The following is a 13,561-nucleotide window of genomic DNA, read 5'->3' as shown; positions in this document are numbered from 1 at the left end:
GCTTCTCAAAGAGATCAAACTACCAGCAGGAATGCTATTATACTGAGCCAACCCCTTTCCCCAGAAGATACAAAATGATAGTGGATACTCTGGCCAACCGTGGCCATTACCGAGTGCTGGGCCCGCGTATTCAGGCAGCCCTGGATTATCTGGCCGCAACAGACTTCAGCCAACTGGCCCCCGGCAGCTATGAACTGGATGGTAAAAAGCTGTTTGCCATAGTCAACGATTACCACACCAAGCCCAGAGAGACTGAGCCATTCGAGGTACATAGACGCTATCTGGACGTGCAGTATGTGGTCAGTGGTGAAGAGGAGTTTGGCTACCTGCCGCTGGGAGCCCAAACGCCCAGTCGCCCCTATCATGAGACGCACGACTATGCCGAGTTTGATTATCAATCCAACCGCCAAGCCGCGGCATTTATCCCTTTGAAGGCCGGCATGTTTGCCATTTTCTTCCCCGGAGACATGCATATGCCGGGTACGCTGGCCAAGGCCGTTGCTGTCCGCAAGGTAGTCGTAAAAGTACTGTTGGATTAAAAGAGCACTTGCAGTAAAACGCCCGCGATTGCGGGCGTTTTGGGGTCAGTGGTTTATTTATCGTCTTGGGGTGTGGGCTTGCAAAGCATCTCCTCGGCGCCATAACCCCAGGTCACCCTGGCCTCGCCCTGATGCTCCCAGAAGCTGTAGTCACCGCCCTGATACTTGGCGCCGCTACCGCTTGGCACACTGAACATCAAAATGCTTCTGTCACCGCGCTCGGCAATCATGGTTGCCGGCTCTGTCTCGAAGAAAGTAGTCACCAACTCATTGGCCGGGTTGCCGTCACAGGCAAAGAATACCGGGCCGCTAAACTCCACCAAATGATAACGGGACTGCAACTCCACTATCCGTCTTTGATATGAATCCTTGGTACATTGCAGCTTGTCTTCACTCTTCCAACATTCGTTGCGGCCCTTGATCCAGCCGCGCTGCTCGGCCTTGAGCAGGGGTGGCTGTTCATTGACCGCCTTGTCACTGGCCTTGGCATAAACTTCGGCCAGCTGCTGATCCAGCTTGGCAAGCTCGGGTTCCTGACAAATAAGCATCTCTATACTGGAAGCCCGCTCGCCCAAGGCGTTGCAATCAAATGTCGGCAGTTCCCGCTCTGTTGCCTGGGGCGAGGTTGAGCCATCACCTGTAGCCAATGCGGCGGCAACATCCTGGCTGTTATCCAGTGTCTGCTGCCCGCAGCCACTGAGCGTCGCCGCGGCGACCAACGCCAGTACAAGTCCTGCCTGTGAAACTGTCCCAAAACTCATTTTTGCTCCTTAATCTTCTCGCTAGATCTACTCGCGGCTGCCAAAGCCTTTGCGCAAACTAATCCTAGTCTAAAACCCGTCGCCTGTCCGCTGACTGAATTAAATGTCAGATCAATAAGTTGGCTACTAAGCCTTATCGACAAAATCCTGCAATGCCTGCAGGTTGGCAATTTTCAGCAAGGCGCCCTGTTTTATGACCAGGCCCTTGTCGATAAGCTCTTTTACCGCCCTGCGATAGACCCGGCCTGAGGTGCCGAATCGCTCCGCTTCCTGATCCGGGCTGCCACAGGAACCCAGCATCACCTCTTCGTGTTGACGCCTGAGCAGATCGAAAGCGATGTTGTAGCTGATGGGGTGCAAGAGCCTATTGGTGTAGATATCCAGCGAGTCCTGATAATCCCAGGCCAGGGCGCTGGCAAAAAAGAGGGTAAATTCGGGTTGTTGCAGCAGCATCTGCCTGACTTTCTTCAGGCATAACCGGCGGATTTCCATCGGCTCTTCGGCCACCACACTCCACTGACAACTGGTGGCGGTAAAGAACTCCATCTCACCGAAAAGGTGCCAGTCGCAATCCAGCTCCCCCAATTGAAACCTGCGGCCATTGACGGCGCAGATATTCATCGACACCCGGCCTTCGGGCACCAGGCACATATGGGTCAACTCCCGCCCCTGAGACAAGAGATCTTCACCGGCCTGCAGCAATTGGTTCTGGACGCAGCACTCGAGCATGGCGTCGCAAAACGCCTGGTGAGACTGCTTTAGATGCGCACTGAAACGCCCGGTGCTGTATGGTTGCAGCTGCATAACAACAAGCTCCCGTAAAGATGATGGCTCATGCTAGCCCATCAGCCTTACGGGCACAAACTTCAACAACAGAGCGCCTCCAGCGCCGCCAAAGACGCTAGCTTCTCCCCCTGCATCATGGCGCTATCGGCGTCGACATACTGGTTGATGCCCTGTTGTACATCTTCACCATACAAGACCACATTATTGAGCACCGCAGCCACTTCCAGGCCTCTCAGGCGGCCAAGCGTCAGCAGCGCGGCTGTTTCCATGTCGGCCCCCAAGACTCCGAGTCGATGCCAATGACGGCAAATCTCCAGCTCATCATCCCGGTAAAAACTGTCGTGTGAGCGCACTATGCCGGAGTGGAAGCGGCAATCGCGGCGCTGCAAATAGGCCGCCATGGCATTGATAAGCTGCCGACTCGCCAGCGCCGGGTAACCGGGCGGTGCATAACAAGCTGAGCCACCGTCATCGCGCACTGCGGCCTCGGCCAGAATCAACTCGCCCAAGGCTATCTGCGGCTGCAGCGCGCCGGCGGAGCCGACCCGAATAACACGGCGGGCGCCACACTGATACAACTCTTCCAGGGCGATAATCGCCGATGGTGCGCCTATGCCTGTGCTGCAAACAGTGACAGCCACGCCTTGGTAAAATCCGCCCATGCTGCGAAACTCGCGGTTCTCTGCCAGCAACCGGCCATCGTCCAACAGCGCGGCAATCCGATTGACCCTTTGTGGCTCACCGCAAAGGATCACCCGCTCACTCACCTGCGCCGGAGACAGACAGATATGCGGCTGTTTATCGGCGCTCATCAGCAAGCCTCCGCCGGACGGCTGCCATTGTCTTTGGCGGTACGCATCCACTGACGGGTGCCGTTGGCGGCAATAAACAGCAGAATGATGTATTCAATCGACAGGGCATAAACCCCCTGGGCGGCATAAATGCCGACACTGACCACATTGATAAGTACCCAGAGGATCCAGTTCTCGACATATTTTCGGGTCATCAGAATTTGCGCCACCACAGACAGCACTGTCATTACTGAGTCCCAAAAAGGGAAAGCATCCGGCTCCAGCACTGGCTGGGCCAGCTCGGCACCAAACAGGTTGAGCGTATCGACACTGACCTGGGCAAAGAGAGCAAATACCGGATCGATATAGACAGTCATCAGGCCGATGCCCAGCACTGAGACCGCCGCGGTAAAGGCCAGTTTTTGCTTCGACAGCCAACGCACCTTGAGGGTGTCGCCGGTTTGCTGATCCGGCCGGGTCCAGGCATACCAGCCATAGAGGTTGGCGCAGAAGAAAAACAGCTGCAGCAGCAAGATGCCGTAGAGCTGTATTTGATAAAAAATAATCGCAAACAGAGTGACATTAACCAACCCAAACAGATAGTTAATCGTTTTTTCCTGGCTGGCAAACCAGATACAGAGCAAACCAAATACTGTGCCCACGGCTTCAATCCATGACATGGCATAGCCACTGCCAATGGGAATGTTCACCAGAGTATTGTTGATATCAAACCAAGCGGCAATATCCATCATCTATTCCTTGCATTATTGTGTTTTGGGCCAATGTAAGCAGATGGCAAAGCTCAAGTTAAGGACATTTGTCCACCTTGGCTGATTTAAGTCACAGCACACAATTGTTTGATCTCTTCAGCACGACGTCCATGCCGGTCACAGAGGTTCACAATAGAGTTTTTCCACTTTTGGGATTCGCTTTTTTCGATTCGGCAACATTGGGCGCTATGTAACATTTTGGTTAACTCACTCAAGTCAGATGTGACTCAGTTCACTTTCCCCTGTTAGTTATCCCGCCATTATTCGGACATACCTTGGAAGCACTTACCCAGCTATGAAAGATATAAAACGACTGGACTATGAATTAATGCAGGTGCTTATCGCCATAGATGAGCATAGAAATTGCCAAAATGCGGCCCATGCCTTGAGGATAAGCAATTCTGCTATGAGCAGGTACCTCAAGCAGCTCAGAGAAATTTTTGATGACACCCTGTACATCCGCCGTGCCAGTGGTTTTATTCCCACCCATAAAGCAAGTCAATTACTGCCCATGATTAGGGAGTTGTGTCAGCGCTATCAGGAGTTGGAAAATCAGTTCACCGAGTATCAACCGGCCAAGTCACGGGAGCACTTTGTTATTTCCGTTTACGATGACTTCAGTCCGATTATTCACAAAATACTCAATAATAAGGTACGTCCTTTCGCTCCTGACATGAGTTTTGATATTCGAATTCTTTCCCACGAATACACCACAGAACTGGAAAACGGCAATATAGATATTGCCGTGATGTCAGAAAGTTATACCGGCGCCCATTTACAGGGCAATCTATTTGCCGAAGTGAAAAACCTGTATTTATTGGGCAGCCGTAAACATCCTTTCTTGCAGGATAATGTGCAGGTGACTTTGGAAGACCTGTTCAAATACCCTTATTATGAGATGGATAATTTCTGCGACCTACCCGAGCCTTTAATTGTCTCGGCAGCCAGACGGCGCAACCAGGATTGTGTCATTGCCGGCTCTACCGGGAGTCTGGCCAGCCTCGCCTGTGTACTGCTGGATATGCCTTACTACTCCATATCCTGCAATCTATTTACCACAGATTATATCGCCAGCTTTCCCAATCTTATTTATAGAAAACTGCCTCTCGAAATAAGTGAGACGCTGCTAAGCGAAATAAACACCAACAGAGATATAGGCCATTATGTCGTGGTCAGTGATCTAAATAAATCACAGGCCAGAGACTGGCTTAAGGAGGTATTGATCAGAGAGCTGAAAAGCGAATGGAATAGGGGAAGGTGCAAATAAGTCCTAGTGGCACTCTGGCTTACACAGCAATTGGCGTTCAAGGCATCTGACTGAAGGCATGCCGGGGCCTGTCAAAGTCGGATAACGCAGAAAGCCGATTACTGTGAAAGCCCCGAAGGGCGTGGCTTACGGACCTGCCTGCTGTGTTGTGTTTCTTGCAAAGGACTAGGGCCATTTGCTGCGAACCACGCCTTGCATCCAGGCCTGTAAGCCGACGCAGAGCACACATGAGGCTTGTTCGCACCTTCCCAGGAAAACCCAACTCATAACAAAAAGTCTCCCGGAATGAACATGGCAAGAGTTCGCTCTTGTCAGGGGGAGCTATTACCTAAGGGATAACAAGATGAAACCAAAAATACTGAATATGGCCACATATTCGGCAGGGTTGGCTGCGCTCCTTTGTCTGCTGGGACAAGGGGTTCAGGCGGCAGACAGCTGCCTGAATTGTCACAGTGATCAAGCCAAATTACAGGCGCTGATAAAGCAACATCAGTTGGAAAAAGAGTCGCTCTCCGTCGAGCAACAATCTCTGCAACTTTTGGTAAGCCAAACAGATATGGGCAGTCATGCCGAACTCGGCTGTCGCGACTGCCACAGCAAGGCCGACAAACCAGAGGGCAGAGCCTGGCACCCAGGCGTTCTGGCCGATCCCAGTGCCGATGGCGGCAGTGTCTGTGGTGACTGCCATGGTGAGGAGATGATTACCAACTTCCGCCACTCACTGCACTTCACTGTCAATGGCGTTGCCAAGGGCTTGATGGAAAGGTTGCAGCAGACCCCAGAGCGGGCCCAGTTGTTTGAACAGATGCACAACGGCGAAGAAGGCTGTGCCAGTTGCCACGCAACTTGCGGCCAGTGCCATGTCAGTGCTCCCGACTTCGCCGGTGGCGGCCTTTTGAACAAGCACGCCTTTATCGGTACACCGGATCCGGTCAAGACCTGTGAAACCTGTCACTATGAAAATGCCGAGCAGCACAAAGAGCAAGATGTGCACGTCACCAAGCACAATATGAGCTGTATCGACTGTCACAGTGCACAGCAGGAATTCCACGGTCGGGACATCAAGCAGATCCCCGAAGGCAGACTCTACAGCGAAGGCCCGAACAGTAACAAGACCGGCCCCTATGAGCAGACTCAGAAACGCGACATTATCGTGGTGAAATGTGAAGACTGCCACCAGGATAAAGTCGCCGATCACACCGAACTTCTAAGCGGTAAGGCCTCTCCCATAGATCACAATGCCAAGCTGAAATGTACCGCCTGCCACACCCAGCCCTACAGCAACTGCTTCGGTTGCCACCAGGACGACACCTTGTCTCTGGGCAACTGGCAGAGTCTCAAGACTGCCGAGACTCCGGAGCAGAACATCAAGCTGGGTCTCAGCATAGCCAATGATAAAAACAGCAAATTGATTCCGCTGAGCCATTCGGCCGGGATCAGTATCGATGCCGGGGTCAAGGTGGATCTCAAAGATCCGGCCACCAAATCCTATTGGGTGCCCTTTTCTACTCACTTTACCGCCAAGAACCCTCTGGCGACCAAGCAGGCACGTGAAAGTGGGCGCATGTGTGAAAACTGCCACAACACTGATGAGGATATCTTCCTCAAAGAAAGTGACGTTCATCTAGGAGAAACAGATCCCGTCTCAGAAAGCCAATGGATAGTCCCTAAAGAACGTTTACCCAAACACTGAGCCCAGGAGCCGAATATGAAACATAAGATGATAATCAGTTTACTGCTGTGCGGTCTTGGCAGTATGCAATACGCGCAGGCCCAGGAAAGCGCCTTTCAGACCTCAGGAGTGATCATGGGGCTGAGCAACTATCTGTGGCGCGGCCTGACCATCAGCGACGACAAACCCTCACTGCAGGCCGATATCATGTTGGAACATGAAACCGGTTTCTATGCCGGAGTCGCCTTTGAAACCTATAGGTATCAAGGCGATGAGGGCATAGAGAAAGATTATGAAATCGACTACTACGCGGGTTACTACCTGACGGTCAACGACGAGTTGGGCTTTGGCTTCAATGCCATGCGTTACACCTATGGTGACAATCACTCCAATCTCGAATACACACTGTCCATGGACTACAACAGCTTAAACTTGGCGCTCAACTATGATCAGGACTTTGAAACCTGGTACAGCGAGGCCAACTATGCGCTGCCGCTGGCCCAATATGGCGAACTGGTGATCCATGGCGGCTATTACTTCGATGCCGAAACCATGGGCTTTGAAGATAAGGGGGAGCTTAAAAACAGCGCCTACGATCTGGCACTGCGCTACAGCTATCCCCTGTTGTCACAGTTGGATCTGCTGCTGGAAGCCAGTTATCAGGAGTTTGAGCACGACCACTATATGATAGGACTCGCGTTCAACTTCTAATCAAGCTAGTTAACGACTAATTCCTCACCATAATAATAATTAGCAACTCCCAAACTCTTGCCCCGCCCCTGCAGCGGGGCTTTTTTTAGGTTCATCCTAGCCTTCCGGGTAATGCACCGGCTTGATCAGACACATGGCGAGCATTTTCTCGGCGCAATAGGCGGCGCGCAGATAGTCCCGCGCTTTAGCTCCCTTGAGGTTGTGACTCAGCGTCATCAGCCCGAGACGCTCGGCCCTTTGCGCCAATGTTGGCCTTGGTGCCGGCAGGCCATCGGCCAGCTCATTCAGCACCCCATGCAGGGTTTGTTGCATCAGGCCCAGGCGCGGCTGCGGCGCCTGGGGGGCTGAAGGCTCGGCCAGCGCCTGCGCGAGTAGCTGTTGATCGCCGGATTGGGGCAAGGTATCGAAAAAGAGGCTGAACCAGTTATCCAGCAGCAGGGACACAGGTCGCAGGTATAAGTGGCTGGCAGTGCGCTCGATGCGCGCCACTATCAGCTCGGGTACCCTCTCGCCCAGCAACTCCAGATTGGTCACGGCTCTTTGACTCAACTTGTTGTAAGGCAGCGAGAAACTCAGCAGCGCCTGCTCCCTGTCCCAATAATGCAGTTCCATACACTGACTGGCCTGATTGAAACCACTCAGGTAGAGACCGCTCGGCCGGAAACACAGGTACTCCTGTTGCCAGTCTATCTCGTCGGCAACAGAGAGACTCACGGGCTCCAGCGGCTGGGTCGCGGGGTAAACCCGGGTATCCTGCAAACGCCGCAGGCGCCCCCAGGCATTGAGTTCGGCCTGAGCCAGGGCTTGGGTCTTACCCTGCCAACCCAGGGCCGACGGCGCGCCTGCCAGCATGGGCAGACCGCGAAATACGCTGGCATAATCCAGCCGCTGCTCGGCTTTGGGGCGGCTCTCGGCCAGGGTGATAAAACGCCCCTGCTCATCCTGCAATACCTGAGTCACACCATGGGCGCCCCCTTCGCTCTGCCAGGGAAAAGCGCCCAGCCCCAGCACCTGCTCCGGCGCTTGTTGATAGGGTCTTTGCGTCTGAGCCTGGCTGCCTTCCAGGGCCGCCAAGGAGCGGGCCAGACAGCTGAGCAGCAATTTTCGGTCCCTGACGCCTTGGCCCGAGACATATTTTTCCAGCGTGCCATGCAGCTGTTTCAAAGCGGTCAGTGGCAGATTTTGCCTGTCCATGGGCACCAGCAGGAGTTCCAGCTCTATCAGGGACGAGGGCCGCAACCTCTCGATGCCGAGCTCAGTCATCTGCTCCAGCAACTTAAGACAACGGCGCTTTAACTGATCGCGGCTCTGCTGCCCCAGATACTGCAACTGCGCCTGCTCATCGAGCAGCCATTGCGGCCATTCAAAGGCGATGGCCTGTTCTTGGCAATAGAGCCAGACGGCGAGCAGCGCATAACGCTGCGCCTCTTCGGTGCAGATAATATCCTGCAGCCCCTGTACACGCCGAAAATACAGCTGCTGCCCCTCCAGTTCGACGCAGACTGTGCCTTGCGCAAGCTTAATATCCACCGCCCAGCGGCGCTGACTCTGCTGGTACAGACGGCGAACCTGAGTCTTGCCGGCATCATTCAAAAGCTCGGCCAGATGGAGTTCCACCCGGGGCGGATCTTCGGTGCGAGTCTCAGGGGATGCGGGCCGCTCCAGCAGATAAAGCGCCGCAGCCACTATGTGTTTACACAGGTCGGAGGCGCCGCAATCGCAGCGACTGGCGAGCGGGTTATCCCAATCCAGCTGCCCCTTTTGCCCTTCAAACTCAAAGCCATAATCCTGCATCTGCGGCTGGCTTTTCTCCAATGCCTTGCGGGCCCGGCGCACCAAACCTGCACTACCTAGGCTGGTGAGTATGGTTTCATTCATCGGCGTAGCCCCATAGTCAGCGCCAGCCATTCGGCAAAGTTATCCGGGCTGAGTGAGCCTATCTCCATCCCCAGGCGCTGCAGGTTATCGGTGCTAAAAGTGCTGTAGAAAGGCTCGGCATCGTGATTCATGGCGGTCATCCCCAACATCTTGATACCACTGTCTATCATCCCCTGAGCCTGGGCCAGTAAGGCCTGCATCGAACCGCCCTCTTCAAAGTCGGACACGGTTGCCACCCGGCTCGGAGCAGAGTTGCTGACAATAGCGCCAGGCCTGGGAGATCAGGGTGCCGCCGCCCAACTGGCAATTCAGCAACACAGACACGGGGTCCTGGGCCTGCTCACTCAAGTCCACCACCTGGGTGTCGAACACCACCAGCGACAACTTCACCGATGGCAAGCGGGTCAGGATCCCGGCGATCACTGCCGAGTAGATCAGCGAAGTCGCCATGGAGCCGGACTGATCTATGCAGAGCACTATGTGCCAGGGCAATTGGTGCTGCTGACGGGCATGGAAATAGACCCGCTCGAAACAGACCTTCTCGCCATCAAAATGCTTGAGGTTGCGGCGAATACTGGTCTGCCAGTCCAGATTGGCCAGCCGTTTCACCGGACTGTGGGCCTGGCGGTTGAGCCTGCCACTCAAGTTGTTGATATAGGTCGGCCGCAGGCGACGCAGCAACTCCTCGACCACTCCCTGAATAATTCGCTCTACCTGTTGCCGAATGGCCGGCTTGTGATGGGCATTGAGTTTCAGCAACTGCTTCAGCACCCCCATACTGGGAGTGATCTTTTCCAGCACCTGCGGCTGCTCCAACACCTGATGCAACCCAAAGCGCTCGACCGCATCGGACTGCAGCCTGTCGTTGACCGAACGGGGAAACAGAGTCTCCGCCGCCTCCAGCCAGTTGGTCACTGCCAACTCGCTTTCCCCCAAGCCCGCGCTTACCTTGAAGCCACGCTGCAGCTGGCCCTCCTGATAGAGCTGCTGCAACACCTCATCCTGTTGCTGTTGCCGGGCGCTGAGACGGGTATCAAGCGCGTTGGCGTAGCGCCCCAACACCAGACGCCAGCGCTGCTTCAGTTGCTCATCCATTGACTCAATCCTTGTTGCTCCAGGTCACTGCGCAGCTGCTGCTCCAGCGCCAGCCCCTGTTGAAAGTCCTGTTCAGATATCCCGTATTGCAACCAATTCAGGCCGTTATCCCACTGATTCAGCTGCAGCAAACGGCGGCAGAGCTCATCCACCTCTCTGGCATCCAGCGCGCAGAACAAGCCCCTCATGGCCGGTAGCTTGTCGATAAACTGCGCCTCACTCAGCTCACTGAGCCAGTGATTCAGCATGGGCAACAGGCCATGGTCTTGCCGCAACCAGTGCGGCACCACCTTGAGCAGCGCCTCAATCACAGGGAAGGGATCGTTTTGCAGCTGCAATTGTTGCAGCAGTGGCGCCGGGTCCAACTTGTCCAGCTCGATAGCCAAGGCCTGCAGGACAAAATAGAGCACGGGTCGATGGGCGTTATGGCTTGTCAACCAGCGCAGTCTGTCACGCCAGGGAGACTCGAGCTCGTCCTGATGCAAGACAGCTACGCTCTGCAGATCCAACAGTAACTTCAGCGCCTCTTCATCGCTCAGACGGTTGATTGCCGGTAAATGAAAGCCGACCTGATGCCACAGGGCTTTTTGGTAAGCCAGCAGCTCAATATCGGCAAACAGTGGATGATGCGCTGCCGCCAGCAAGGTCATAAAGCTATTGGCCAGTTGCTGAATGTCGCTGCATTGGCTTATCTGCTGCGCAATGGCATGGGCGCTCAGCTCTTCCGGCATCCCCAGATGCAGTGCCAACACCAGTTTTTCCACCAGTTGCTGCAAATCCTCCTGGGGCAACTCACTGAGCTGCCGTTTCACCACCAGCTCGAGACGTAGCCCCAGACTGGATTTCTCGGCCAGTGCCACTTCCACCGCCGGAGTCCAATGATAGTTCCAATGTTCGTGGCGATGGTTGAACTTCAATTGCCGGATGACCGGCATGCCATTTTGTGGCCTGGCAAAACCGCTGCCCACAAACAGCAGCCGACACAGGAGGCGACGGCGCTCAATATGCTTGTCCGTCATGGCGTAGAGATCGAAGTGGCAGCGTCCAGGTTTATCCGTCTGCAGTCTGGCCTTGCGACATAGCGCCAACACCTCTTCCACCAGCGGTAAACTGGGTTGGTCGGCCGGTAACTGCCCCAGGGCATCGCCGCTGAGCACCTTTTGCCAGGGTTCGAGTGTCGATGCCGACAGCTGCTGTTTAATCAGGCAACTGCCCAGAGAATCCAGCAGATCATAGCTGCCGGGGCGCGCCAAGCCACGCAAACGACAGAGGGCCTGCAGATGCTCAAAGCAGTTTTTCTTATAGATCAGCGGCAGTTGCGGCATCTGCTCCAGAAGGTAGAGTAACCAATCATCGGCGTTCAATTGCCGCTGCTGAAACTGCCAGCGACAGAAGGCCGGATAAGGCATACCGGCGCCGTAGCCTTTGCGGGCATCCAGCAAGGCGTCACTGAAACGGATCACAAAGCTGTCTTGCGTGTCATCGACGACGATCGCCTCGGCCTCATCGGCAAAGTTAATCAACGCCGGGGTATGAAAACCACCTGTGAGCACGGCCACTCGCTCATAGCGGCGGCGGGCCGCCTTGATATGGGCCCGCATCTGGGTTTCACGGGCCAGATCGCCCATCTCTTCCAGGCTGTCTGTGCCAAAGCAGGCACGACTGGCGGCGCAGAACAGCAATACCTGGGTAAAGAAGCTCTCGGCCGAGGCGAAATTTTGTTGTTCAAACAAACGCTGCCAGAGTTCGTCGGCATCCCGGCAGCCCAGTTGCTGCTGTAGGCGGCGGCTGTAGTCCGAGCTTAAAAAGCGGCTATCACTCCAACGGTTACTTACTCCGCCCTCCTGCGCCTTTTCATCCAGATCGATGAAGATCACCTCAACGCCCTGCGCCGTCGCCCAGCGCAGCGCCTGCCACTCCGGGCTGTTCTCGGCCAGAGGGTAGTAGCTGCCACTCTGATAGATGGCAATAGGCGGCACCACAGTATCGCGCTGCAGCAGCGACAGATGGCGGATAAAACTGCCGGGGGCTTCTATTAACACAGCCTGGGGCTGCCGGCGCTGCAACTGCTCCAGCGCCATGGCGGCGCAGGCCGGGCTGTGATGCCGCAGCGGCAACCAGCACACCCCGGGATCGGCCGCGGCGGCCTTGAGCAGTTCGCCAAACTCCTCTCTAAGGAGCATCACCTCATCCACAGCGCTTTTCCTGCCTGGAAGAAGGCTTGCCAGCCCTGGCGTTCACGGGCGACCACATCCATGTAATGAGCCAGCTTCTTCACATCGTCGGCCTTGTCCTTGATTAGCGTGCCGTGCATCTGCTGCACCAACTGGGCGGCACTCATGGGCTCTTGCCAATAGAGGCTGTGCAGGGCACAGCCATGCACTATGTTAACCGCCTCGGCCGTGGACAGAGTGGCATCCATCGCCTGCGGGCCGACTGTGCTGCGAAGGTCGTGAAATACCCGCACCAGCAAGTCCACCAGCGCTTCATCCAGCTGCACCTGTTGGCCGCTGTCCGCCAGACGTTGGCTCACCTGAGCCAAAATCAGCTGGCGCTCCAGCAGAGGATCGCTGAGCACAGGCACTGTCTCGAAGTTGAAACGGCGCTTGAGCGCGCTGGACATCTCGTTGACCCCACGATCCAGCAGGTTGGCGGTGGCTATCAGGTTGAAGCCGGGCTTGGCCTGAATCGAGACGCCCAGCTCGGGGATACTGAGGCTTTTTTCCGACATCAGCGAGATCAGCACATCCTGCACCTCCTGCGGGCAGCGGGTGATCTCTTCAATACGCACCAGCTTGCCCTGCTCCATCGCCTGATAGACTGGGCTTTTCAGCAGGGCTTCCAGACTGGGGCCACCGGACAGCAACAGGGCAAAGTTCCAGCTGTACTTGAGCTGCTCCTCCGTGGTGCCAGCTGTGCCCTGAATGAGATACTCACTGCTGCCGCTGATGGCGGCGCTCAATAGCTCAGAAAGCATTGACTTGGCGGTACCGGGTTCACCGACCAGCATCAGACCATTGTTGCCCATCAGGCTGACAATGGCCCGCTCCACCAGGGCATCTTCCCCGTAGTATTTTCGGCTGATATCAAGCGCCGCATCGCCGCAGATAAAACGTCGCACCGCCCCGGCCGACATGGCCCAGCCCGGCGGAATAACCCCCTTGTCGGCCGCCATCAAGCGTTGCAATTCATCCTGATAACGCTGCTCGGCATAAGCCCGAATGACTTGTTCCATCCTGTTTGCTTCTCCTTATTGGCTGCCACCGCCAAGGCAGCAGCCTAATCCATCCG

Annotated in this window: 11 protein-coding genes and 1 pseudogene; 4 read left to right on the top strand and 8 right to left on the bottom strand. The window is 55.4% G+C overall.

Features of this window, described 5'->3' with window-relative positions; all coding sequences use genetic code 11:
• Positions 1–74: 74 nt before the first annotated feature.
• Positions 75–539 carry a YhcH/YjgK/YiaL family protein gene (locus SIL79_RS09855; RefSeq protein ID WP_039034806.1) on the top strand — a complete coding sequence of 155 codons (465 nt, stop codon included), beginning with the start codon at positions 75–77 and terminating at the stop codon, positions 537–539.
• A 53-nt stretch (positions 540–592) separates the two neighbouring features.
• Here the strand turns inward: SIL79_RS09855 and SIL79_RS09850 are convergent, their stop codons facing one another.
• The 4 genes from SIL79_RS09850 to pnuC all read right to left on the bottom strand — a co-directional run bounded on the left by SIL79_RS09850 (position 593) and on the right by pnuC (position 3,629).
• Positions 593–1,300, bottom strand: coding sequence for an MliC family protein (locus SIL79_RS09850; protein WP_071475504.1), 708 nt, complete (start codon positions 1,298–1,300; stop codon positions 593–595).
• A 126-nt stretch (positions 1,301–1,426) separates the two neighbouring features.
• Entirely contained in the window at positions 1,427–2,104 is a 678-nt protein-coding gene (locus SIL79_RS09845) for a Crp/Fnr family transcriptional regulator (RefSeq protein ID WP_071475505.1), read from the bottom strand.
• A 62-nt stretch (positions 2,105–2,166) separates the two neighbouring features.
• The gene (locus SIL79_RS09840; protein ID WP_071475506.1) at positions 2,167–2,898 is read right to left on the bottom strand and encodes a nucleoside phosphorylase; all 732 of its coding nucleotides are present in this window, start codon (positions 2,896–2,898) and stop codon (positions 2,167–2,169) included.
• On the bottom strand, positions 2,898–3,629 hold the full coding sequence (gene pnuC, locus SIL79_RS09835; protein ID WP_274380979.1) for a nicotinamide riboside transporter PnuC: 732 nt from the start codon (positions 3,627–3,629) through the stop codon (positions 2,898–2,900). Before pnuC ends, SIL79_RS09840 begins: the two co-directional genes overlap by 1 nt.
• A 313-nt stretch (positions 3,630–3,942) precedes the next feature.
• On the opposite strand from pnuC, the gene SIL79_RS09830 reads away from it, so the two are divergent.
• The 3 genes from SIL79_RS09830 (at position 3,943) to SIL79_RS09820 (ending at position 7,297) form a co-directional block, all read left to right on the top strand.
• Positions 3,943–4,914 (top strand): LysR family transcriptional regulator, encoded by a 972-nt coding sequence (locus tag SIL79_RS09830; protein ID WP_083399724.1) that lies wholly within the window; start codon positions 3,943–3,945, stop codon positions 4,912–4,914.
• A 343-nt stretch (positions 4,915–5,257) separates the two neighbouring features.
• Positions 5,258–6,607 (top strand): hypothetical protein, encoded by a 1,350-nt coding sequence (locus SIL79_RS09825; protein ID WP_039034811.1) that lies wholly within the window; start codon positions 5,258–5,260, stop codon positions 6,605–6,607.
• A gap of 15 nt (positions 6,608–6,622) precedes the next feature.
• Positions 6,623–7,297 carry a TorF family putative porin gene (locus tag SIL79_RS09820; RefSeq protein WP_039034812.1) on the top strand — a complete coding sequence of 225 codons (675 nt, stop codon included), beginning with the start codon at positions 6,623–6,625 and terminating at the stop codon, positions 7,295–7,297.
• 96 nt (positions 7,298–7,393) lie between these two features.
• Here SIL79_RS09820 and SIL79_RS09815 read toward each other — a convergent pair whose 3' ends face one another.
• From SIL79_RS09815 to SIL79_RS09795, 4 genes and pseudogenes are all read right to left on the bottom strand, one after another.
• A complete protein-coding gene (locus SIL79_RS09815) occupies positions 7,394–9,175 on the bottom strand; it encodes an SWIM zinc finger family protein (protein WP_319619219.1) in 1,782 nt (593 codons plus the stop codon).
• Positions 9,172–9,952: pseudogene (locus tag SIL79_RS20685) on the bottom strand (VWA domain-containing protein). The gene SIL79_RS09815 and the pseudogene SIL79_RS20685 overlap by 4 nt, the downstream one beginning before the upstream one ends.
• A gap of 302 nt (positions 9,953–10,254) precedes the next feature.
• The gene (locus SIL79_RS09800) at positions 10,255–12,465 is read right to left on the bottom strand and encodes a DUF5682 family protein (RefSeq protein ID WP_162207075.1); all 2,211 of its coding nucleotides are present in this window, start codon (positions 12,463–12,465) and stop codon (positions 10,255–10,257) included.
• The gene (locus tag SIL79_RS09795) at positions 12,453–13,505 is read right to left on the bottom strand and encodes an AAA family ATPase (protein WP_146509387.1); all 1,053 of its coding nucleotides are present in this window, start codon (positions 13,503–13,505) and stop codon (positions 12,453–12,455) included. Before SIL79_RS09795 ends, SIL79_RS09800 begins: the two co-directional genes overlap by 13 nt.
• Positions 13,506–13,561: the final 56 nt, after the last annotated feature.

Source organism: Shewanella indica (genome assembly GCF_033842865.1).
Taxonomy (GTDB): domain Bacteria; phylum Pseudomonadota; class Gammaproteobacteria; order Enterobacterales; family Shewanellaceae; genus Shewanella; species Shewanella indica.
The sequence above is the reverse complement of the archived record's forward strand: the minus strand, read 5'-3'. Positions and strand labels throughout refer to the sequence as shown.